Origin of the sequence: Solilutibacter pythonis, from assembly GCF_003697345.1 — a bacterium.
GTDB classification, from domain to species: domain Bacteria; phylum Pseudomonadota; class Gammaproteobacteria; order Xanthomonadales; family Xanthomonadaceae; genus Solilutibacter; species Solilutibacter pythonis.
On record NZ_RFLY01000010.1, the window covers coordinates 57351 to 80116 of the forward strand.

Sequence of the window (22766 nt, forward strand, 5' to 3'; positions counted from 1 at the left end):
GCGCGCGCGCATGAGCGCCGTGCTGGGCCCGCTGTTCTGGCTGATCGTCAGCCTGGGCATCCTCGTCACCATCCACGAATTCGGCCATTTCTGGGTGGCGCGTCGTTGCGGGGTGAAGGTGCTGCGCTTCTCGATCGGCTTCGGCAAGCCGCTGTGGAGACGGCTCGGCAAGGACGGCACCGAATACGTTATCGCGGCGATCCCGCTCGGCGGCTACGTCAAGATGCTCGACGAGCGCGAAGGCAACGTGCCGGCGGTACAGCTCGAGCATGCCTTCAACCGCCAATCGGTCTGGCGGCGGATCGCGATCGTCGCGGCCGGCCCGCTGGCCAACCTAGCGCTGTGCGTGACCTTGCTATGGGCGATGTTCGTGGTCGGACGCCCGGATTACGCGCCGGACATCGGCCGCGCACAGGCGCTGGCGGCGGAATCGGGCTTCCGGCCCGGCGAGCGCATCCTATCCATCGACGATCAGCCCACCCCGACCTGGAGCGAAGCCGGCTTCGCCCTGATCGCCTCGGCGCTGGACCGCCAACCGGTGACGGTGCGGGTGCGCGATGCCAGCGGTATCGAGCGCGAACGCACCCTGCACCTGGAACGTCTTCCCGAGGGTGTGCGCGAACGCCAGGCGCTGGCCGCGGTCGGCATCCTCCCGGTGCATGCGCTGGTGCCGGCGGTGGTCGGCGAAGTCGCCGCCGATGGCCCCGCGGCCAGCGTGCTGCGCGCGGGCGAGCGCATCCTCGCCATCGATGGCCGCCCGGTCGATGGCTTCGACGCCCTGCGCGCGCCGATCGGGGCCGCCGGCGAGGCCGGGCGGCCGCTGCGGCTGCGGGTCGAACGCGATGGCGTCAGCCGCACCGTCGAACTGACTCCCGTGCGCATGCGCCACCCCGAGGCCGGCGAATACTGGGGCATCGGCATCGCCGCGGCCGACGTCCAGGCCCCGCGCAGCGCCCTGCTGCGCCACGGCCCGCTGGCGGCCGTGCCGGCGGCATTCGGGGAAACCTGGCGGCTGACCCGCGACTCGCTGGCGATGATGGGCCGGATGCTGCGCGGCGCGGCCTCGATCGAAAACGTCTCCGGGCCGATCACCATCGCCCGCGTCGCCGACCACTCGGCCGGGATGGGAGCGGCCTGGTTCCTGAGCTTCCTGGCCCTGGTCTCACTCAGCCTGGCCATCATCAACCTGCTGCCGATCCCGATCCTGGATGGCGGCCACCTGCTGTATTACCTTATCGAACTGGTCAAAGGCAGCCCGCCGAGCGAGCGCGCCATGATCATCGGCCAGTACTTCGGGCTGGCCATGCTCGCGGGCCTCATGGGGCTGGCGTTCTACAATGACATTCACGGGCTGCTGCGATGACTCTTCGCCGCCGCCCTTCTTTTAGGCAAAACCGGACCTCCGTAATGACGCGAACCCCCCACCGTCGCCGCCTGCTGGCCCTGGCGCTCGCTTCCGCCCTTGCCATGCCCGCCCTGGCGCAGTCGATCGAACCGTTCACCGTCAACGACATCCGCGTCGATGGCCTGCAACGCATCTCGGCCGGCACCGTCTTCACCTACCTGCCGGTGGAGCGTGGCGACCGTCTCGACCATGCCAAGGCCGCCGAGGCGATCCGCGCCCTGTACAAGACCGGCTTCTTCGAGGACATCCGCCTCGACCGCCAGGACGGCATTCTGGTACTCACCGTGAAGGAACGCCCGGCCATCAACAAGCTCAGCGTCAGCGGCAACAAAGACCTGCAAACCGAGCAATTGATGAAGAGTCTGAAGGACATCGGCCTGTCCGAGGGCGAGACTTACGACCGCATGAGCCTGGACCGCGTGCAGCAGGAACTGACCCGCGCCTATCAGAATCGCGGCAAGTACAACGTCGAGATCAAGCCCCAGGTCACTCGGCTCGACCGCAACCGCGTCGACATCGCCATCGAGATCAAGGAGGGCAAGGCGGCCAAGATTCGCCACGTCAACGTGATCGGCAACGCGCTGTTCGCCGACAAGCAACTGCTGGACAACTGGGAATCGCGCCCCACCAACTGGCTCAGCTGGTACCGCCGCGACGACCAGTACTCGAAGGAAAAGCTCTCCGGCGACCTGGAGAAGCTCCAGTCCTACTATCTGGATCGCGGGTACATCGACGCCGCGGTCGGGCCGGACAACACCCAGGTCTCGATCAGCCCCGACAAGCGCGATGTCTACATCACCGCCGGCATCAGCGAGGGCGAGCAGTACAAGATTTCCAGCGTGGCCGTCGGCGGCGACACCGTGCTGCCGAAGGACGAGGTGGAAAAGCGAGTGGCGCTGTTCGTCCAGCCCGATCAGGTCTTCTCGCGCGCGCGCCTTGAAGCGGCGACCGAGAGCATCACCGCTTCGCTCAGCAACATCGGCTACGCCTTCGCCCAGGTCAACCCGGTTCCCGACGTGGACCGCGAGAAGCGTACCGTCGGCATCACCATGCAGGTCGTCCCCGGCCCGCGCGTCAGCGTGCGCCGGATCGTGTTCAAGGACAACAACCGCACTCGCGACGAAGTGCTACGCCGCGAAATGCGCCAGTTCGAAGGGGCCTGGTATTCACAGGCGGCGATCGACCGCTCCAAGATCCGCCTGCAACAACTGGGCTATTTCGAAGCCGTGGACATCGAAAGCGCGCCGGTGCCGGGCAGCAACGATCAGGTCGATCTGGAAGTGAAGGTCAAGGAGACCAACTCCGGCCAGGTCATGCTGTCGCTGGGCTATTCGCAGCTCTCGGGCGTGCAGATCAGCGGCCAGCTCTCGGAAAACAACTTCCTCGGCAGCGGCAACCGGGTCTCGGTGGCGGCGCTGCGCTCCTACTACCAGAAGCGCTACGAATTCTCCTTCCTCAACCCCTACTTCACCGACAGTGGCGTCTCGCTGGGCTACAACCTGTGGTGGAGCGAGTTCAATTTCTCGAACTTCAACGTGGCCCAGTATTCGACCAATGCCGGCGCGGCCCAGGCATTCTTCGGCGTGCCGATCACCGAATACGACACCGTGAGCCTGATGCTCGGCATCGACAGCAAGAAGGTGACAGCGATCAGCGGCTCGACGCCGGAAGTGATCATCGACTACATCAATGCCGTCGGCAATCGTACCTTCCATTCCTGGCGCACCCAGCTGGCCTATGCGCGCGATACCCGCAACGACGCCCTGCGCCCCTCGGCCGGCACCTACCAGCGTGTGTCGCTGGAGGCCACCCTGCCCGGCTCCACCGTGCAGTACTACAAGCTGGACTACCAGTTCTCCAAGTACTGGCCGCTGAGTCCATCGTTCGTGCTCAACACCGGCTTCAACGTGGGTTACGGCGACTCCTACGGACAAAACCTGGAGCGTAACCTCTGCTATACCCCGCCGACGCCGCCTACCACGGCCAATCCCACTCCCCCGCCCCCGCGGCCACCCAGCAACCCCTGCATGATCAACTCCGCGGACTACGTGAAGACCGTGCGCGCCGGCGGCCTGCCGTTCTTCGAGAACTTCTACGCCGGCGGCGTGTCGTCCGCGGGCCGGGTGCGCGGCTTCATGGACAACACCCTCGGCCCGCGCGTGCCTAGCCCCTTTGGCGGCTACATGCAGCCGATCGGCGGCTCGGTGAAGACCATCGGCACGCTGGAGATGTTCTTCCCGAAACTGATCAACAGCCCGGCCGCGCGGGTCTCGGCCTTCGTCGATTTCGGCAATGTGTTCACCGACTGGAAGAGCTGGGACGCCAAGGAACTGCGAGCCTCCACTGGCCTCTCGCTGATGTGGCGCTCTCCGATGGGACCGATCTCGATCAGCTACGCGCTGCCGTTGCGCAAGAAGGACGCCACCTTCGGCCCCAACGGCGCGATGATCGACCCGGGCGACCGCATCGAGCGCTTGCAGTTCACCTTCGCCGGCGCGTTCTGACCACGACATGACGGCTGGCTTCAACGCGGCGGAACTGGCGGAACGTTTCGGGCTGACCCTACGGGGCGATGGCGGCGCCCGGGTGACGGGTGTCGCCACGCTGGCGCGGGCGGACTCGACGCAACTGGCCTTTCTCGCCAATCCACGCTACCGCGCGCAACTGGCCGAGAGCGGCGCCGGCGTCGTGGTCATGCGCGAGGCCGACGCGGAAGGCGCGCCGATGACCGCGCTCGTCGCCCGCGACCCCTACGCCGCCTTCGCCCGCATCGCCGCGCTGTTCGAACCCGCGCCGACGTATCCGCCGGGCATCCACCCGAGCGCGGCGGTCGCGCCGGAGGCGGTGGTCGATCCTTCCGCGCACATCGGCCCGTTCGTCAGCATCGGGGCGCGTTCGCACATCGGCGCCGGCGCGGCGATAGGCCCTGGCTGCGTGATCGGCGAGGATTGCGTGGTCGGCGCCGGCTGCGAGCTGATCGCGCAAGTCACGCTGGTGACGCGCGTCAGGCTGGGCCGGCGCGTGCGCATCCACCCGGGCGCGGTGCTCGGCGCCGACGGTTTCGGCCTGGCGATGGAGCATGGCGGCGAAAGCGGCGGCCGTTGGCTCAAGGTGCCGCAACTCGGCGGCGTGACGGTCGGCGACGATTGCGAGATCGGCGCCAATACCTGCATCGACCGCGGCGCGCTCGACGATACCGTGCTCGAAGACGATGTGCGCCTGGACAATCTGATCCAGATCGGCCACAACGTCCAGATCGGCGCGCACACCGCGATGGCTGGGTGTTCGGCGGTGGCCGGCAGCGCGAAGATCGGTCGCTATTGCCTGATCGGCGGGGCCGCAGGTGTGCTGGGACACCTCGAAATCTGCGATCAAGCCATGATCACCGCGATGAGCCTGGTGACTCACTCCATTCGCGAACCGGGCGAGTATTCTTCCGGCACGCCATTGATGGACAATCGTGCCTGGCGCAAGAGCGCCGCGCGTTTCAAGCAACTCGACAAGCTGTTCCGCGAAGTACGCGACGGCGACGACAAAGGGAAACAATGAGCCAGACCGTGCAACTGCCGCTGGACGTGGAAGCCATCCGCCAACTGCTGCCGCACCGCTATCCGTTCCTGCTGGTCGACCGCGTGGTCGAACTGGACCCCGGCCAGCGCCTGCGCGCCTGGAAGAACGTCAGCGTCAACGAGCCGTTCTTCAACGGCCACTTTCCCGGCCATGCGGTGATGCCGGGCGTGCTGGTGATCGAGGCGATGGCGCAAGCCGGCGGCCTGTTGAGCCACCTCTCGCGCGGCACCCCCGAGGCGGCCGGCAAGCTCTCGTATCTGGTCAAGGTCGATGGCGCCAAGTTCAGCCGCATGGTCGTGCCCGGCGACCGCCTGGAAATGGACGTGTCGATCAAGCGCGAGATTCGCAACATGACGCTCTACGCCGGCACCGCCTGGGTAGACGGCCAGCAGGTGGCCTGCGCGGAGATCCTCTGCGCCGAGGTGGATGGCTGAAGTGGCCCACGTCCATCCCAGCGCCGTGGTCGATCCCGCCGCACGGCTGGCGGAGGATGTCGAAGTCGGCGCTTTCACTTTCATCGGCGCGGAAGTCGAGATCGGCGCCGGCACGGTCATCGGCCCGCATTGCGGCATCCACGGCCCCACCCGCATCGGCGCGCGCAACCGCATCCACGGCCATGCCGCCATCGGCGGCGACCCGCAGGACAAGAAATACTCCGGCGAGCGCGTCACCCTCGACATCGGCGACGACAACACCATCCGCGAATTCGTCACCATCAACCGCGGCACCGGCGATGGCGGCGGCATCACCCGCATCGGCCACGACAACTGGCTGCTGGCCTACGTGCACGTGGCGCACGACTGCATCGTCGGCAACCACTGCGTGTTTTCCAACAACGCCACGCTCGCCGGCCACGTCACGGTGGAAGACCAGGTGATCCTGTCCGGCTTCGCCGGCATCCACCAGTTCTGCCGGATCGGCGCGCACGCCTTCATCGGCATGGGCGCCTTCGTCAATGGCGACGTGCCGCCCTATCTGATGGTGGCGCAGGACAAATACGCGCGCCCGCGCGGCATCAACGCCGAGGGCCTGAAGCGCCGGGGCTTCGACGCCAGCCGCATCGCCGCGATCAAGCGCGCCTACCGCGCGCTGTACATGGGCGACGCCAAGCTCGATGAAGCCAAGGCCGAAATCGCCGAGATCGCCGCCGGCAGCGACGACGTACGCGCCCTCCTCGACTTCATCGAGGCCGGCGAACGCCCGCTGCTGCGATGACCCCGCGCCGGCCCCGGATCGCCCTGTGCGCCGGCGAAGCCTCCGGCGACCTGCTCGGCGCGGGGCTCATCGAACAACTGCGGGCGCGCTTCCCCGACGCGGAGTTCGCCGGCATCGGTGGGCCCGGGATGCGCGCCGCCGGTCTCGACGCCTGGCACGACGCGCGGGAACTGGCGGTGATGGGCCTGGCCGAGGTGCTGGCGCACTTGCCGCGCCTTTTGAAACTGCGCACGGACTTCCGGCGACGCGCGCTGAACTGGCAACCGGACGTGTTCATCGGCATCGATGCGCCGGATTTCAATCTCGGCGTGGAGAAATGGCTGAAGCGGCGCGGCATCCGCACCGTGCATTACGTCAGCCCCAGCGTCTGGGCCTGGCGCGAATCGCGCGCGGCGAAGATCGGCCAATCCGCCGACCGCGTGCTTTGCCTGTTTCCCATGGAGCCGCCGATCTACGCCGGCTACGGTGTCGATGCGGTCTTCGTCGGCCACCCGATGGCCGATGCGATCGCATTGCGGCCCGACCGCACCGCCGCGCGCCAAGCGCTTGGCCTCCCCGACACGGCGTCGGTGCTGGCCGTCCTGCCCGGCTCGCGTCAGGGCGAGATCGAACGGATGCTGCCGGCCTTTCTCGACGCCGCGCGGCAGGTGCGCGAACGCATCCCCTCACTGCGCCTGCTGGTGCCCGCCGCCAACCCCGAGGCGCGCGAACGGATCGAAACGATGCTGGCCGGGCAATCCTTCCCCGCCGATGCCATCCGCCTGCTCGACGGCCGGGCGCAGACGGCGATGATCGCCGCCGACGGCGTGCTGCTCGCTTCCGGCACCGCCGCGCTCGAAGCCATGCTATGCAAGCGGCCGATGGTCGTCGGCCATCGCGTCTCGGCGCTGACGCATCGCATCGTCAAGACCTTCGGCCTGCTGAAGTCCGCCCACGTCAGCCTGCCGAACGTCCTGGCCGGTGAAGCGCTGGTACCAGAACTGTTGCAAGACGAATGCACCCCCGGGAATCTCGCCAGCGCCGTACTGCATGGGTTCGAGAACGCCGCCGCCCGCCAGGCGTTGATCCCGCGCTTCGAAGCGATCCACCGCCAACTGCGCCAGGATGCCTCGCGCCGCGCCGCCGATGCCGTGGCGGAGCTGCTCGCGCCCCGGCCCTGACCGCCATCGCGGGCGGCGCTTCTCCCCTCGCGCATCCGGCCCGGGCAAGGCCGCGGTTGCCAGCGCCCCTGGCAGGATGAAACGATGGCCACCCATGTTCGCCGCCCCCATTCCTCAATGCTGACCAAGGCCGACGACCTGTTCGCCAACGCCGCGCGAAGCGGCCTGGTCGCCGGCGTGGACGAAGCCGGGCGCGGCCCGCTGGCCGGGCCGGTGGCGGTGGCGGCGGTGATCCTCGACCCGATGCGCCCGATCGCCGGGCTTGACGACTCCAAGAAACTGACCGAAGCCCGCCGCGAGGCGTTGGCGCCGCTGATCCGCGAGCGCGCGCTGGCGTGGCGCGTGGAATTCGTCGAAGCCGCCGAGATCGACGCCCTCAACATCCTGCAAGCCACCCTGACCGGCATGGCGCGCGCCCTGGCCGGGCTGTCGCCGGCGCCCGGCTTCGCCCGCATCGACGGCAACCGCTTGCCGGCCGAGCTGTGCTGCCCGGCCGAGGCGCTGATCGGCGGCGATGCCATCGACCCGGCGATCATGGCCGCCTCGATCCTGGCCAAGACCGCCCGCGACGCCCGCCTGCGCGCACTCGACCTCGAATTTCCGCACTACGGCTTCGCCCGGCACAAAGGCTATCCCAGCCCCGCGCACCTGGCCGCGCTGCACGCGCACGGCCCCTGCCCGGCGCATCGGCGCAACTTCGCGCCGGTACGTCGGGCACTGGAAAAACACCGCTGAGCCGCAAGTCAAGCCTTGCCCCCACCGCTCCCCATCCCTACCCTGACGCCCTGTCCCGCGCACCGCGCCCACGGGAACGCATGTCCGCCCGCTTCGCCCATCTGCAACTGCACAGCGAATACTCGCTCGCCGACTCCACCGTCCGCATCAAGGAAGTGGTGGGCGCGGCGGCGAAGCGCGACATCCCCGCGCTGGCGATCACCGATCGCAACAACCTGTTCGCGCTGGTCAAGTTCTTCAAGGCCGCCGAGAGCGCCGGCGTCAAGCCGATCGCCGGCGCCGATCTCGCCGTCGGCCTGCCCGGCGAACCGGCCAGTTGGCTGACCCTGCTCTGCCGCGACAACGCCGGCTACAAGGCGCTGTCGCGGTTGATCTCGCGGGCCTGGATGGAAGGTCATCGCAACGAGGGCGTGGCCATCCACCCGCACTGGCTGGACGAGGAAAACCTCGACGGGCTGATCGCCATCGCCGGACGCGCCTCCGAAGCCGGCCAGCTCGCGGCGATGAACCGCCACGATCATGCCGAAGCCCACCTGCGCGACCTGCTGGCGCGCTTCGGCGACCGCCTCAACCTTTCGGTCTCGCGCACCGGCCGCGAGGGCGAGGAAGCCTTCAACGGCTTCGCCATGGCGATGTCCTCGCGCCTCGGCATTCCCCTGGTCGCCGGCAACGACGTGCGCTTCCTCGACAGCGACGGCTTCGACGCCCACGAGGCGCGCGTGTGCATCGCCTCCGGCCGCGTGCTCGACGACCCCAAGCGCCCGCGCGACTACACCGACCAGCAATACCTGAAATCCGCCGGGGAAATGGCCGCCGCGTTCGCCGATGCGCCCGATGCCATCGATAACAGCCTGCGGCTGGCCGAACGCTGCAACGTCAGCCTCAACCTCGGCACCTATTACCTGCCGGATTTCCCAGTACCCGACGAGCACACGCTGGAAACCTGGATCCGCCGGCAGGCGGCCGACGGCTTGCGGACGCGGCTGGAAAAACAGCCGCTCGCCCCCGGCAAGACCCGCGCCGACTACGACGAACGCCTGACCCGCGAGCTGGACGTCATCGTCAAGATGGGCTTTCCCGGCTACTTCCTGATCGTGGCCGACTTCATCAACTGGGGCAAACAGCACGGCATTCCGGTCGGGCCGGGACGCGGCTCCGGCGCCGGCTCGCTGGTGGCCTGGGCACTCGGCATCACCGACCTCGACCCGCTGCCCTACGACCTCCTGTTCGAGCGCTTCCTCAACCCCGAGCGCGTGTCGATGCCGGACTTCGACATCGACTTCTGCATGGATCGCCGCGACGAGGTGATCGACTACGTCGCCCGAAAATACGGCCGCGAGCGCGTCAGCCAGATCATCACCTACGGCACGATGGCGGCGAAGGCGGTGGTGCGCGATACCGGCCGCGTGCTGGGCCACCCCTATGGCCTGGTCGACGGGGTGGCGAAACTCGTCCCGATGACGCTCGGCATCGGCCTAGAGGACGCGCTCGGCCGCACCGAGAAATCGCGGACGGACGATGCCTGGCGCAGCGACGAACTGATCGCCCGCTACAACGAGGACGAAGACGTCCGCGACCTGCTCGACCTCGCCCTGCGGCTGGAAGACCTCACCCGCAACGCCGGCAAGCACGCCGGCGGCGTGGTGATCGCGCCCGAGCCGCTGGCCGAGTTCTGCCCGCTGTTCGCCGAACACGACGCCGAGGGACGCGGCAAGAACCCGGTGACGCAGTTCGACAAGGACGACGTGGAAGCGATCGGCCTGGTCAAGTTCGACTTCCTCGGCCTGCGCACGCTGACCATCATCGACTGGGCGGTGAAGGCCATCAACGCGCGCCGCCGCCGCGGCGGCGCGGCGGCGGACGAAAACGAACCGCTCGACATCGCCGCCCTGCCGCTGGACGACGCCCCAACCTACGAACTCTTCGCCCGCGGCGATACCGTGGCGGTGTTCCAGTTCGAATCACGCGGCATGCGCGAGCTGCTGAAGCGGGCGATGCCCGACCGCTTCGAAGACCTCATCGCCCTGGTCTCGCTCTACCGCCCCGGCCCGATGGACCTGATCCCCGACTTCATCGAGCGCAAACACGGCCGCGCCGAAGTGGTCTATCCGCATGCGCTGCTGGAGCCGGTGCTCTCGCCCACCTACGGCGTGGTGGTGTACCAGGAACAGGTGATGCAGACCGCGCAGATCCTGGCCGGCTACTCGCTGGGCGGCGCCGACCTGCTGCGCCGCGCGATGGGCAAGAAGAAAGTCGAGGAAATGGCAAAGGAACGCGCCAAGTTCGAAGCCGGCGCGCTGGAGACGCACGCCATCGCGCCGAAAATCTCCGGCCCGATCTTCGACCTGCTGGAAAAATTCGCCGGCTACGGCTTCAACAAATCGCACGCCGCCGCCTATGCCCTGGTGAGCTACCAGACCGCCTGGCTGAAGGCGCACTATCCGGCCGAGTTCATGGCCGCGGTGCTGTCCTCGGACATGGACAACACCGACAAGGTGGTCGGCTTCCTCGACGAAGCGCGGGCGATGACGCTGACCGTGCTGCCACCCGACGTCAACGCCTCGGCCTACATGTTCGAGGCGGTCGATCCCAAGACCCTGCGCTACGGACTCGGCGCGGTGAAGGGCGTCGGACGTGGCGCCTGCGAAGCGGTGATCGAAGCGCGCGAACGCGACGGCGTGTTCACCGACCTGCTGGATTTCTGCCAGCGGGTGGAATCGAACAAGCTCAACCGGCGCACGCTGGAGGCATTGATCCATGCCGGGGCGCTGGACGCGCTGGGCGTGAATCGCCCCTCGCTGCTCAAGCAGGTGCCCGAAGCGATGAAAGCCTGCGAGCAGATGGCGCGCGAACGCGATGCCGGCCAGGTCTCGCTGTTTGGCACGGTGGAGTCGAGCACCCCCGCACTCGCCATCGAACTGCCGGAAACCCACGACTGGCCGCTGGCCGAAAAGCTCAAACACGAGCGCGACACGCTGGGCTTCTACCTCTCCGGCCACCCGATGGATCCCTACCGCGACGACCTGCGCGAAATGGTCGGCTTCCACCTCGGCGAACTGGAGCGGGTCTGGAGCGAACGGCCGGACGACAAGAAAGGCGGCTGGCGCAGCGAAAAAACCGTGGTGCTGGCCGGGCAGATCACCGGGCTTCGGCGCAAGGGCGAATCGCAAGCCTTCGTGCAGCTCGAAGACGGGCGCGGCCGTATCGAATGCGCTTTCTTCGCCGAGACCTTCGACGAGTACGCCGCCCTCCTCGCACGCGAACGCATCCTGATCATCGAAGGCGGCCTGCGCGAGGACGAGTTCTCCGGCGGCTTCAGCCTGCGCGCGCGGCGCTGCTGGGACTGGGCCCAGGTCTGCGCCACCCTGGCGCAACGCCTCGCCCTGCGCCTCGACCTGCGCGTACCCGGCGCGCTGGAGGCGGTCGACGCCCTGCTCGACGCCCACCGCCCCGGCCCCACCCCGATCCGCTTCGAATTGCTGCGCGAAGGCGCCGCCGGCCAGCTCGACCTCAACGGCGCGCGCGGCGTGCGCATCGGCCAGGATCTCGCCGCCAGCCTGCGCGCCACGCCCGGCGTGCGCACCGTCAGGCTGGCGCTGGGCAAGCCCTGGGCCTGACCCGCCCCGGATGCCGCCCACCCACGCTTGACACCCTTTCATGTAAGCCATAACTTCGCTTACATGAAAGCCTCCCGGACCCCCAGCCCCTCCACCCTGCACCAGCGCGCCTACCGCGAGCGGATGCGCCAGGCCGGGCTGGTGAAGAAGGATGTCTGGATCCGCCCGGAATACGCCGGGGAACTCACGGCCATCGAAAAACGCATGCGCGAATCCGGCCCCGAGACCGCCGCGCCCGGCCCGTGGACGGACGACGGCAACCGCTGGAGCCTTTCATCGATCCACCATGCCCTCGGCCAGACCAGCGCCGCCGGCGATGGCCTGATCGGGCTGGAATGGGTCGCGGGCCTCGACCCCGGCCTGCATCTCACCCTGCACGAATACGGCGGCCTGTCGATGTTCATCGCCATCGGCGGCGAACAAGTGATCGCCGAATGCTGGCTGTGGCCGCTCTCGGCGGTGGCCGATCCGGCCGCCTTCAATGCCCACGTCCTGGCCACCCACAAACTACTGCCACTATCGGCCGTCGGCATCGAGACCGTCGGAGGCGTGGCCGGCTACACCATGTTCGGCGCACTGGACGTGCGTTCCAGCCTGGCCAGCCTGATGTTCGAAATCGAAGCGCTGGCCGGCAACGTGATCGAGGCGAGCGAAGCCTGGCTCGGCTACCTGAAACCCGAACATGCCGCCGGGGACGCATCGTGAGCCCGCTGCGCGAGTTGTTCGAACGCTTGCAGGCCGAAGTCGACCAGATCGAGAAAACCCTGCGCGGCCAGGCCGCCGAACGCATGCTGGACGAGGAAATCCGCGAAATCGACACAGCCCTGCGCGACTGGCGAAACGAAGCCGCGGCCACCAAGGCGCGCATCCTCACCACCGCCGAACGCGAGAAATCGCTATCGGCCGAGATCCGCGTGCTGGAGAGCGAGGCGATCGCCGCACTGCAAGCGCGACGCAAGCGCGACGCCACCGAAATCGCCGGCGACATCGCCCGGCGCGAAGCCGCCCGCGACGACGAGCGGCAGGCGCTCAGGCAACTGCGCCAGCACCAGCGCGCCATGCTGCGCGTCATCGAACAGGGCGAACACAAGCAGCGCCGGCTGAAACATCAATTCGATACCCTGCGCGCCAGCGAAATCCTGCAACGCGCGCAAGCTGCGGTGGCGCGCCGCCAGCCCGGTGACGCGCCGCACCCGGAAAGCGCGGTAGCCTCGGTCAAACGCGCCCGCGCGGCCAAGCAAGAGGGGACGAAAACGCCACGCAAGCCCGCCACGACACACACCAGCGCCGCCGACGCCGTGCTGGCGCGCCTACGCGCCCGCGCCGACGCCGCCCCCGCAAGCCCCGCCCGCAAGCCCACCGGGAAACACCCATGAACGCCTTTCTACAAACCACGCTGACCTTCCCCACCGTGCTGTGGAGCGTGCTGTTCGCGTTCTGCGCGATCTACTGGCTGCTGGCCGCCTTCGGCATCCTCGACCTGGATTTCGGCGATGCCGAACCGCCCGATTCCACCGCCGCCACCGGCGTGCTGGCGCGCTTCGGGCTGGGCGGCGTGCCGCTGATGGTGGCACTGGCGCTGGTGACGTTCTTCGGCTGGATCATCAGTTACTTCGTGCAACTGCTGCTGCTCGGCCAGTTGTCCGGCGCGCTGCGGCTGGCCGGCGGCATCGTCACCGCCGTACTGGCCCTGGCCCCGGCGGTACTGGCAAGCTCGCTACTGCTGCGCCCGCTGCGAAAATTCATCGCCCGGCTGCGTCCCGCCGTCCCGCCCTCGCTGCTTGGCCGCGTCGGCACCGTCACCACCCCGCGAGTGGACGAAAAAGACGGCATGGCCAAGTTCGACGACGGCGGCGCCGGCCTGCGCCTGCAAGTACGCGCCAGGGCGCCCGACACGTTCAAGCGCGGAGACCGCGTGGTGCTGCTGGAATACCGCGACGCCGACAACACCTGGCGGGTGATTTCCGAGGCCCGCTTCAACCGCTGACCGATTCGTTCCTCCCCCTCACCGGATGCCCCGCATCCGCCTTCAAGGAGTTGTGCAAATGACACTGGAAATGATCCTTCCGTTCCTGGTCGGGCTTGGCGTCCTGATCATCCTGATATTCGGCCTGATCGTCATCTTCAAGGCGTTCTATCTCAAGGTCGAGCAAGGCACCGCGCTGATCGTCAACGACATGAGCGCCAAGCCCAAGGTGCATTTCACCGGCGCGCTGATCATCCCGGTGCTCTACAAGGCCGAAGTGATGCGGATCAGCCTCATCACCCTCCAGGTCGACCGCCGCGGCAAGGAGGGCCTGATCTGCCGCGACAACATGCGCGCCGATATCACCGTGGCCTATTACCTGCGCGTCAACGAAACCACCGAGGACGTGCTGAAGGTGGCCAAGGCCGTCGGCGTCGACCGCGCCTCCGACCGCCATGCGGTGGACGAACTCTTCAACGCCAAGTTCTCCGAAGCGCTGAAAACCGTCGGCAAGAAGTTCGAGTTCATCGAACTGTTCGAGAAACGCGACGAATTCCGCGACGAGATCGTCAAGGTCATCGGCAAGGACCTGAACGGCTACGTGCTGGAGGATGTCGCCATCGACTACCTGGAACAGACGCCGAAGAACCTGCTCGACCCGAGCAACATCCTCGATGCCGAAGGCATCCGCAAGATCACCGAGCTGACCGCGACGCAGAACATCATCACCAACGAACTGGCGCAGAACGAACGCCTGGCGATCACCAAGAAGAACGTCGAGACCCGCGAAGCCACCCTGGCGCTGGAACGCCAGCAGGCCGAGGCCGAAGCACGCCAGAAACGCGAGATCGAAACCATCCAGGCCCGCGAGTCCGCCGAAACCGAGAAGGTCAAGGAAGAACAGCGGCTGTTGGCCGAACAGGCGCGACTCGAAGCCGAGGAGAAGATCCAGATCCGCGACCAGGAGCTGCAACGCCAGGTGGAAGTGGCCGAGCAGAACCGCCGCCGCGCGGTGGGTATCGAAGCCGAGCGCGTCACCCGCGCGACCAAAATGGAAGCCGTCACCACCGACCGCGAAGTCAAGTTGCAGGAAGTCGAACGCGACAAGGCGGTCGAGCAGGGCGTGATGGACGTGGCCAACATCACCCGCGAGCGCATCGCCATCGACAAGACCGTGGCGATGGAGGAAGAGCGCATCAACGAAGTGCGCGAAGTCTCCGCCGCCGACCGCGCCAAACAAGTGCGCGTGCTGGAAGCCGAAGCCTCCGCGCAGGAAGCGCTGGTGCGCGAGATCAAGGCCGCCGAGGCCGGCGAAACCGCCGCCAAGCACCGCGCGGTGGAAATGACCACGCTGGCGCAGGCCGAATTCGACGCCGCCACCCGCCAGGCCGACGCCAAGAAAGCGCTGGCCGAGGGCGTCAAGGCCGAGCGGGCCGCGCCGGGCCTGGCCGAAGCATTGGTCAAGGAAGCCGGCGCCACCGCCATCGAGAAGGTCGGCGCGGCCGAGGCGCGTGTGATCGAGGCCAAGGCCGAGGCCCAATACAAGCAAGGCAACGCCGATGCCCGCGTGCTGGCCGAGCGCATGGCCGCCGAGGCCGAGGGCGCCTCGAAGATGGGCGATGCCCAGGCGCACGCCACCGCGCGCAAGATGGCGGCGGAGGCCGAAGGGCTGGTCGCCAAGTTCGAAGCGATGGGCAAGATGAGCGACGAGGCGCGCAGCCACGAGGAATACCGCATGGCGCTGCAAACCAGCCTGGAGCAGGCGCTGGCGCAGATCGAGGCCGGCAAGGAAATCTCGCGAGAGAACGCCGAGGTCATCGCCACCGCGCTGCGCAACGCGCGCATCGACCTGGTGGGTGGCGAGGGCGGCATGTTCGACTCGCTCTCGCGCGCCATCTCGCTGGGCAAGTCGGTGGAAGGCTTCGCCGCCAAAAGCCCGCTGGTGCAAGAGCTGATGCAGCGCTACCTCGGCGTCAGGCACGACGCCGAGTCCGCGCCGCTGGCGATGGCGCGGAAGGAATAAATCGCGCCCCCGGCCCGTCCCCCGCACGGTGGACGGGCCACCCATCCAAGCCAGCACACACAGGCCAAGCCGATGACCGATTTCCCCGCCGAACACGCGCCAACCCCCACCGTCGATCAGGCCGTCGCCGAGGGCGGCGCCTACGAGGTGCTGAAAAAACGCCTCGAAACCCAGGGCGAACGCCTGCGGCAGACCGCGGAAACGCTCAACCAGGAGCGTCTGGCCGAGTTCGGTGACAGCCGCATGGCGCTAGCCGGGCGCTTCCGCATCCGCAGCGAGAACAACTGCGTGGGCCGCGACATCGTGCAGGTCGGCGACCTGCTGCTGTTCGGCTTCAACGTCTTCATCGGCCTCAAGACCGCCACCACGCTGCACGACGTTTTCGGCCTCTACCGGCTGGTGGACACCGACCAGGGCCACGACGTCGAACCGGTGGATTTCGCCGGCACCTTCCTCTCCGAGCCGACCTTCGTCCGCGATTTCGACGAGTTGTACGCCTACTACAAACACGCCCGCCTGCTGCAACTGGTGGTGCGCGAAGGCAAGCTCCTGGCCGCCTTCCAGATCGGCGAGCGCAGCACCGACATGCGGGTGTTCCGCTGGTCGATCGCCGCCAGCGGCGAGGTGAGCTACATCGACGCGCGCGGCGAGCGCGACATCGCCCTGCCCGCGCCGTTCGATTTCGAGTGGCGGCGCGCCGGCCGCGAGATGGAGGTCAGCGGGCGCTTCCCGCACCTCAACATCCTCGACACGCTGTTCGTCGACACCACCGGCGGCGACCTCACCATCAAGATCGAGAACAACACCGAAACCGGCAAGGGCATCTTCGCCGAGCCGGTGGAGGACACCACCCAATCGATCGACGACGCCCGCATCGAGTTCGCCCACGTCGGCTCGCTGATCCTGCTGAAGGTGCTGCCATACCGCGAAAGCGAATGGCGCGGGCTGGTCTACAACACCCTGACCCGCAAGGTGACGCGCATCGACGCCATCGTGCAAGCCTGCGTACAGTTGCCCGAAGACCACGGCATCATCTTCCCCGGCGGCTCCTACCTGCAAAACGGCGAATACAAGGCGTTCGACGCCACCATGCGCGGCATGCAGTTCAAGCGCGCGATCCGCTCGCCCAACGGCGAGGACGTGCTCTATGTCTTCTACGAACGCGAAAGCGGACTGGCCGCGCTGTTCGTCTACAACCTGATCCAGCGCGGCCTGCAAAACCCGGTCTTCGCCCACGGCTACGCGCGGCTGCCCGATGGCCGCATGGTGCTGTTCCACGCCGAGAACAACGAGCCGACCCGCGTCCACCAGATGCAGCTCTGGCTGACGCCCTTCGCCAGCGACGAATACGCCGCCGCCACGCCCCCCGGCAACAGCTTCATGGGCCGGCTCGGCAATGCCGAACTGGTGCGCGGCATCTCCAACCTCTACGACCTGGCCCGCGCCATCGATGCCCCCGAGGTCTCCGCCCAGCGCTACCTGCTGCTGACCGAACAGACCCGGCGGCTGTTCGACCAACACCACTGGATCGACGACACTCACTGCCACGGCCTGTCCAGCCTGCTGCACGAGATCAGCGCGACCGGCGAATCGGTGCTGGACGAATTCGAGAAAGTCGAATCGATCCGCGCCCAGTCCGATGCGGCGATGAGCGAAGCGCACGCCGAACAGCGCCGGCTGCTGGGCCGCTTGCAGCCGGACTCGTGGAGCCGCGTCGAGGAATTCGTCGAAGCGCTGAATGCGATCACCACCCAGCGCGGCCACCTGCTCACCATCCGCGAATACCGCTACATCGATACCGCCGCCATCGACCGGATGGCCGGCGAATTGCGCGAGGCGCATGCCCGCATCGGCACGGCCACCGGCGAATTCCTCGCCGGCGACAAAGCCCTGGCCCCGCTCAACGACCGCCTCCAGCAGCTCGACGCCGCCGCGCAAAAGGCCGACACCGCGCGCCTGCTCGGCGAGGAAGTGCAGGCGATGAACGCGATGTCCACCGATCTCAACATGCTCTCCGAGCTGATGGCGAGCCTCAAGGTGGATGACGCCAACCAACGCGCCCGCGTGGTAGAGGCGATCTCCGGCCTCTATGCCCGGCTCAACCAGGCCCGCGCGCGCGCCGAACAAAAACACCGCACGCTCGGCGCCAGCGAGGCGGTCGCGCAATTCGGCGCGCAATTCGCGCTGTTCGGCCAATCCATCGCCAGCGCGCTCGGCATGGCCAACTCCCCGGAACGCGCCGACGAACAGCTCTCGCGGCTCATGGTGCAGTTGGAGGAACTGGAAGGCCAGTTCGGCGAACACGAGCAGTTTCTCGGTGACATCCTCGCCAAGCGCGAGGAATTGCTGGAAACCTTCGAGACGCACAAACAGGCCCTGCTGGACGAACGCCAACGCAAGGCGCAATCGGTGCTGGACGCCGCCAACCGCATCCTCGACGGGCTGGCCAAACGCACCGAACGCTTCGACGCCCCGGACGCGCTCAACGCCTTTTTCGCCACCGACCCGCTGGTGCTGAAGCTGCGCGAGCTATCCGAGCGCCTGCGCGAATTAAAAGACCCGGTCAAGGCCGATGACGTTGAAGCCCGGCTCAAGTCCACCCGCGACCAAGCGGTACGCGTACTGCGCGACCGCAACGACCTGTTCGAGGACGGCGGCAACGTCATCCGCATGGGCCGCCACCGTTTCAACGTCAACCCCCAGCCGCTCGACCTCACCGTGCTGCCGCGCGGCGAGCACCTCGCCGTACACCTCACCGGCACCGATTACATGCAGCCGCTTGAGGACGATGCGCTCGACGCGCTCCGCCCGTTCTGGCACGTCACGCTGGATTCGGAATCGCCCGAGGTCTATCGCGGCGAATACCTGGCCGCCGAGATCATGGCGGCGGCCCGCGCGGGCCGCGATGGCCTGGATGACGAACGCCTGCTGCAAGCCGCCGCCGCCCCGGACGAACTCGCCGCCCTGGTGCGCGAATTCGCCGCGCCACGCTACCGGGAAGGCTACGAAAAGGGCATCCACGACCACGATGCCGCACGCATCCTCGGCGCCCTGCTGCCCCTTGAGCGCGGCGCGGGCACACTGATCCACCCGCCGCTGGCGCGTGCGTTGGGCGCCTTGTTCTGGCACCACATCGGCGGCGGCCAGCAGCTCTGGCGCGAGCGCATCGTCAATGCGGCGGCGATGCGCCGATTGTTCGGCCGCGATGACGGCTTCAACGAAGCCATCGACCAGTTGGCCGGCGAAATCGCCGCATTCCTCGACGACCACGGCATCGAACACCAGACAGGCAGCACCCGCCAGAGCGCCGGCTGGCTGGCCGACGAACTGGCCGATGGCGAAACCCACCTCGGCTTCAGCCGGCAGTCCGAACAACTCGCGCGGGCATTGACCGCACGCTTGGACAACGCCGGCTCGCTGGCCGCCTTCCGCCAATCGCTGGCCACACTGGAGAACCCGGGCGAACGCTGGCGGCTGATGCTGCACTGGCTGAACGCCCTCGCCGCGCAGGACGAACACGCCACGCTGGCGCGCTTCGCACCGGAAGCCGCCGCGCTGAAACTGATCGGCGAGAGCGTGCCCCACCGTATCCACGACGCCGCACTGGAAGCCGAGATCGACGGCCTGCTCGGGGAACACCCGCGCATCGGCGAAGGCCGGCTGCGTTTGTCCATCGACGAATTCCGCCAGCGCCTCGGCCATCATCGTGAAGCGTTCGTGCCCGCCTTCCACCGCTACCAGAAACTGCGGCAACAGGTCATCGCCGATCAACGCGAACGCCTGCGTCTGTCCGAATACCAGGCCCGCCCGCTGACGTCGTTCGTGCGCAACCGGCTGATCAACGACATCTACCTGCCGATCATCGGCGACAACCTGGCCAAGCAGATGGGCACGGCCGGCGAGTCCAAGCGCAGCGACCTGATGGGACTGCTGATGCTGATCTCGCCGCCCGGCTACGGCAAGACCACGCTGATGGAATACGTCGCCAACCGTCTGGGCCTGGTCTTCATGAAGATCAACGGCCCGGCGCTGGGGCACGAGGTGCGCTCGCTCGACCCCGCGCAAGCGCCGGACGCCACCTCACGGCGGGAACTGGAAAAACTCAACTTGGCGCTGGAAATGGGCAACAACGTGATGTTGTACGTCGACGACATCCAGCACACCCATCCCGAATTCCTACAGAAATTCATCTCGCTCACCGACGGCACTCGCCGCATCGAGGGCGTCTGGCGGGGTCGCACCCGTACCTACGACATGCGCGGGCGCAAGTTCGCGGTGGTGATGGCCGGCAACCCCTATACCGAATCCGGCGAAGTGTTCCGCATCCCCGACATGCTGGCCAACCGCGCCGACATCTACAACCTGGGCGACGTGCTGGACGGCATGGAGGACGCCTTCCTGTCGAGCTATGTCGAAAACAGCCTGACCTCCAACCCCGTGCTGGCCCCGCTCGCCACCCGCGACCTCAAGGACCTCCACGTACTTGTGGACAAGGCGCTGGGCAAGGAGGTTTCCACCAGCACGCTTTCCCACGCCTATGGCGCGGCCGAGATCAACGACATCACCGCCACGCTGGAAAAGCTGATCGCGGTGCGGCAGGTGATCTACCGGGTCAACCAGCAATACATCGCCAGCGCCGCGCAGGCCGACCAATACCGCACCGAACCCCCGTTCAAGTTGCAGGGCAGCTACCGCAACATGAACAAGCTGGCCGAGAAAATCGCCCCGGTGATGAACGACGCCGAGTTGCAGCAACTCATCTCCGACCACTACCTCGGCGAATCGCAATTGCTCACCACCGGCGCGGAAGAAAACCTGCTGAAACTGGGCGAACTGCGCGGCACCCTGGATGCCGGAGAAACCGCGCGCTGGGCGCAGATCAAGGCCGACTTCCTCCGCAACAAGGCGATGGGCGCGGACGATGCCGACATCGGCGGCCGCGTGGTGGCGCAACTGGCCGACATCGCCGGCGGGCTGCAAACGCTGAAACCCACATCGCCCGTGCAGACCGAAGCCGCGCCCTGGGCCGAACTGCTCGCCAGCCTGCACGCCATCGGCCAGCGCGGCGCATCGGACGAGGCCCGGCTCGCCGACCTGCCCGACGCGCTCGCCCGGCGCATCGACCCGCTGCTGTCCAGCGTGGCCGATGCGCAGACGCGGCAAACCCAGCTCAACGAATCCCTGCTGCGCCTGGCCGACGCCCTGCGCGAAGGGCTGCTGCGCCCGCCCACCGCCGCACGCCCCGGGAAACCGGCGCCACGCGCCAAGAACCCCGCGCTGGAAAAACTCGACCGCGAACTCGGCAAGGTGAACTTCCAACGCCACCGCCCCGCGGACAAACCCGACCCGGCATGACCACCGCCCAGGCCGAATCGCTGCTCGAACGCGCCCGCCAAGTGCGAGCCGCCCAGGCCGCGTTCATCGCCGGGCCGTCGCCGACGGCGCGCATCATCGCCCTGTTCGACGACATCCGGCTGGCCTTCATCGCCACCGACAAAGTGGCGCTCGGCCGCCGCGCCGGCTGGCTGGGCAGGCTGCTCGGGCGCGACATCGACATCCAGGCCGAAGCCGAACTGCTGCGTGCGCAGGGGCCGCTGCTGGTGCATCGTGCCGACGAACTGGCGCGGGAATGGGACTCGCACTTGTCCCGGCTGGAAGCGCAATGCGATGCCGTGACCGCCATGCAAAGCGAGCTGGACACCGCCCTGGGCCAGACGCAAACCGCCGCCGCCGACGCCATCCGGCAACGCCTGCAACAAATGCGCCTGCTGTTCGACCTGAGCGCCGCGCAAAACACCGCCCTGCGCGCGCGGCACCGACAACTCGGCCGCCGCTTCGCCGCCATCCGCGCCGGCCTGTTGCCCATGCTGGCGCAAACCGGCATTGTGGACGCCGCCCACCGCGACCAGCGCCTGTATGCCGATGCCAACGACGCACTCCAATCGCTGGAACGACGCCTCACCGACACCGCCAACGGGAACACGCCATGAACCAGGGACAAGACCTCGCCACCTTGCCAGACCATAAGTCGCTGAAGCAACTGGGCCTCACCGAAGCCGACCTGCCACGCATCGCCGAAGCCGCCAAGCCCCTGGCCGACATCAGGCCCGCCAACCTGCACCGCTACGGCGGCGAAGCGGCCACCCGCACCACCGGTTTCTCCACCCGCTTGCTCGACAAGGTGCGCAACACCGATCTGGACGCCTCCGGCGACAAGCTGGGCGAAGTGGTCAAGATCGCCCGCGGCCTGAACCTGGACGCCTTCGCCAACCGCTCCAAACTCCCGATCATCGGCCCCCTGATCGACAAGCTGAAGGCCAGCCGAGACGATCTGATCCAGAAATACAGCACCACCAACGCGCAGATCGACCAACTGATGCGCGAGGTCGGCCAGACCCAGGCAAGGCAGTCGGAACGCGTGCGCGAATACGAGCAGATGCACGAGATCGTCCGCGAGGAGCACCGCGAACTTGGCATCCACGTCGCCGCCGGCCGCCAACGGCTGACGGAACTCCATGCCGAACTCTCGGCCCTCGACGGACAGGACGACCCCGAATCGCGGATGCGCCGCGGCGAGCTTGATACCGCCCTGCGCGTGCTGGACAAGCGCGTCTCCGACCTGCATCTGCTACAGCACGCCACCGAACAAACCCTGCCGATGATCCGGCTGATCCAGGCCAACGCCCTCCAGTTGATCGAGAAATTCGGCGCGGTGCGCGACATCACCCTACCGATGTGGCGCAACCAGTTCGCCATCCAGCTATCGCTGGCCGACCAGAAGAACGCCGTGCGACTGGCCGACGCCATCGACGAAGCCAGCAACGAGCTGATGCGCCGCAATGCCGAACTGATGCACCAGACCTCGGTGGACACGGCCCGCGCCAACCAGCGCGGCGTGCTCGACATCGAAACATTGCGCATGGTCAACGACAAGCTGATCCAGACCGTGGAGGAAGTCCGCCAGATCCACCGCGAGGGCATGGCCCAGCGCCGCCAGGCCAGCGAAGAGATCGACCGCATGCGCGAGGACGTGCAAAAACGCCTGGCCGCCACCGCCGCCGATCCGGCCTGAGCG

Annotated in this window: 15 protein-coding genes; all 15 read left to right on the forward strand. The window is 67.5% G+C overall.

The genetic code is table 11. The features are described 5' to 3' along the window. Positions 1 to 10: 10 nt before the first annotated feature. The 15 genes from rseP to EBB59_RS08380 all read left to right on the forward strand — a co-directional run bounded on the left by rseP (position 11) and on the right by EBB59_RS08380 (position 22763). Positions 11 to 1363 carry an RIP metalloprotease RseP gene (gene rseP, locus EBB59_RS08310; RefSeq protein WP_122101692.1) on the forward strand — a complete coding sequence of 451 codons (1353 nt, stop codon included), beginning with the start codon at positions 11 to 13 and terminating at the stop codon, positions 1361 to 1363. Between the two features lie 44 nt (positions 1364 to 1407). Beyond that, the gene (gene bamA, locus EBB59_RS08315; RefSeq protein ID WP_122101693.1) at positions 1408 to 3909 is read left to right on the forward strand and encodes an outer membrane protein assembly factor BamA; all 2502 of its coding nucleotides are present in this window, start codon (positions 1408 to 1410) and stop codon (positions 3907 to 3909) included. A 7-nt stretch (positions 3910 to 3916) separates the two neighbouring features. Beyond that, complete coding sequence (lpxD, locus tag EBB59_RS08320) at positions 3917 to 4954, forward strand: UDP-3-O-(3-hydroxymyristoyl)glucosamine N-acyltransferase (protein ID WP_122101694.1); 1038 nt, start codon at positions 3917 to 3919, stop codon at positions 4952 to 4954. Beyond that, positions 4951 to 5409: a 3-hydroxyacyl-ACP dehydratase FabZ gene (fabZ, locus tag EBB59_RS08325; RefSeq protein WP_122101695.1), complete on the forward strand. Its 459-nt coding sequence runs from the start codon at positions 4951 to 4953 to the stop codon at positions 5407 to 5409. Before lpxD ends, fabZ begins: the two co-directional genes overlap by 4 nt. Beyond that, entirely contained in the window at positions 5402 to 6190 is a 789-nt protein-coding gene (gene lpxA, locus EBB59_RS08330; RefSeq protein ID WP_122101696.1) for an acyl-ACP--UDP-N-acetylglucosamine O-acyltransferase, read from the forward strand. The genes fabZ and lpxA overlap by 8 nt, the downstream gene beginning before the upstream one ends. Next, positions 6187 to 7350, forward strand: a complete 1164-nt coding sequence (gene lpxB / locus EBB59_RS08335; protein ID WP_122101697.1) for a lipid-A-disaccharide synthase — start codon at positions 6187 to 6189, stop codon at positions 7348 to 7350. Before lpxA ends, lpxB begins: the two co-directional genes overlap by 4 nt. 117 nt (positions 7351 to 7467) lie before the next feature. Further along, positions 7468 to 8085, forward strand: coding sequence for a ribonuclease HII (rnhB, locus tag EBB59_RS08340; protein WP_211327717.1), 618 nt, complete (start codon positions 7468 to 7470; stop codon positions 8083 to 8085). Positions 8086 to 8165: 80 nt separating this feature from the next. Beyond that, positions 8166 to 11702: a DNA polymerase III subunit alpha gene (gene dnaE / locus EBB59_RS08345; protein WP_122101699.1), complete on the forward strand. Its 3537-nt coding sequence runs from the start codon at positions 8166 to 8168 to the stop codon at positions 11700 to 11702. A gap of 63 nt (positions 11703 to 11765) precedes the next feature. Then, positions 11766 to 12407 (forward strand): YjfI family protein, encoded by a 642-nt coding sequence (locus EBB59_RS08350; RefSeq protein WP_122101700.1) that lies wholly within the window; start codon positions 11766 to 11768, stop codon positions 12405 to 12407. Beyond that, on the forward strand, positions 12404 to 13078 hold the full coding sequence (locus EBB59_RS08355; protein ID WP_158601751.1) for a PspA/IM30 family protein: 675 nt from the start codon (positions 12404 to 12406) through the stop codon (positions 13076 to 13078). Before EBB59_RS08350 ends, EBB59_RS08355 begins: the two co-directional genes overlap by 4 nt. Next, positions 13075 to 13689 (forward strand): OB-fold-containig protein, encoded by a 615-nt coding sequence (locus EBB59_RS08360; protein ID WP_122101702.1) that lies wholly within the window; start codon positions 13075 to 13077, stop codon positions 13687 to 13689. The genes EBB59_RS08355 and EBB59_RS08360 overlap by 4 nt, the downstream gene beginning before the upstream one ends. 58 nt (positions 13690 to 13747) lie before the next feature. Further along, positions 13748 to 15691 (forward strand): flotillin family protein, encoded by a 1944-nt coding sequence (locus EBB59_RS08365; protein WP_122101703.1) that lies wholly within the window; start codon positions 13748 to 13750, stop codon positions 15689 to 15691. A gap of 72 nt (positions 15692 to 15763) precedes the next feature. Beyond that, positions 15764 to 21046 (forward strand): DNA repair ATPase, encoded by a 5283-nt coding sequence (locus EBB59_RS08370; protein ID WP_122101704.1) that lies wholly within the window; start codon positions 15764 to 15766, stop codon positions 21044 to 21046. Continuing rightward, positions 21043 to 21681, forward strand: coding sequence for a hypothetical protein (locus tag EBB59_RS08375; RefSeq protein ID WP_122101705.1), 639 nt, complete (start codon positions 21043 to 21045; stop codon positions 21679 to 21681). The genes EBB59_RS08370 and EBB59_RS08375 overlap by 4 nt, the downstream gene beginning before the upstream one ends. After that, positions 21678 to 22763, forward strand: coding sequence for a toxic anion resistance protein (locus EBB59_RS08380; protein ID WP_122101706.1), 1086 nt, complete (start codon positions 21678 to 21680; stop codon positions 22761 to 22763). Before EBB59_RS08375 ends, EBB59_RS08380 begins: the two co-directional genes overlap by 4 nt. Positions 22764 to 22766: the final 3 nt, after the last annotated feature.

Excerpts from the sequence above, each read along its gene's own strand:
- fabZ (WP_122101695.1), top strand. The coding sequence starts at position 4,951 with ATGAGCCAGACCGTGCAACTGCCGCTGGACGTGGAAGCCATCCGCCAA.
- EBB59_RS08370 (WP_122101704.1), top strand. The coding sequence starts at position 15,764 with ATGACCGATTTCCCCGCCGAACACGCGCCAACCCCCACCGTCGATCAG.
- dnaE (WP_122101699.1), top strand. The coding sequence starts at position 8,166 with ATGTCCGCCCGCTTCGCCCATCTGCAACTGCACAGCGAATACTCGCTC.
- bamA (WP_122101693.1), top strand. The coding sequence starts at position 1,408 with ATGACGCGAACCCCCCACCGTCGCCGCCTGCTGGCCCTGGCGCTCGCT.
- EBB59_RS08365 (WP_122101703.1), top strand. The coding sequence starts at position 13,748 with ATGACACTGGAAATGATCCTTCCGTTCCTGGTCGGGCTTGGCGTCCTG.
- lpxD (WP_122101694.1), top strand. The coding sequence starts at position 3,917 with ATGACGGCTGGCTTCAACGCGGCGGAACTGGCGGAACGTTTCGGGCTG.
- lpxA (WP_122101696.1), top strand. The coding sequence starts at position 5,402 with ATGGCTGAAGTGGCCCACGTCCATCCCAGCGCCGTGGTCGATCCCGCC.
- EBB59_RS08375 (WP_122101705.1), top strand. The coding sequence starts at position 21,043 with ATGACCACCGCCCAGGCCGAATCGCTGCTCGAACGCGCCCGCCAAGTG.
- EBB59_RS08350 (WP_122101700.1), top strand. The coding sequence starts at position 11,766 with ATGAAAGCCTCCCGGACCCCCAGCCCCTCCACCCTGCACCAGCGCGCC.
- EBB59_RS08380 (WP_122101706.1), top strand. The coding sequence starts at position 21,678 with ATGAACCAGGGACAAGACCTCGCCACCTTGCCAGACCATAAGTCGCTG.
- EBB59_RS08360 (WP_122101702.1), top strand. The coding sequence starts at position 13,075 with ATGAACGCCTTTCTACAAACCACGCTGACCTTCCCCACCGTGCTGTGG.
- lpxB (WP_122101697.1), top strand. The coding sequence starts at position 6,187 with ATGACCCCGCGCCGGCCCCGGATCGCCCTGTGCGCCGGCGAAGCCTCC.
- rseP (WP_122101692.1), top strand. The coding sequence starts at position 11 with ATGAGCGCCGTGCTGGGCCCGCTGTTCTGGCTGATCGTCAGCCTGGGC.
- rnhB (WP_211327717.1), top strand. The coding sequence starts at position 7,468 with ATGCTGACCAAGGCCGACGACCTGTTCGCCAACGCCGCGCGAAGCGGC.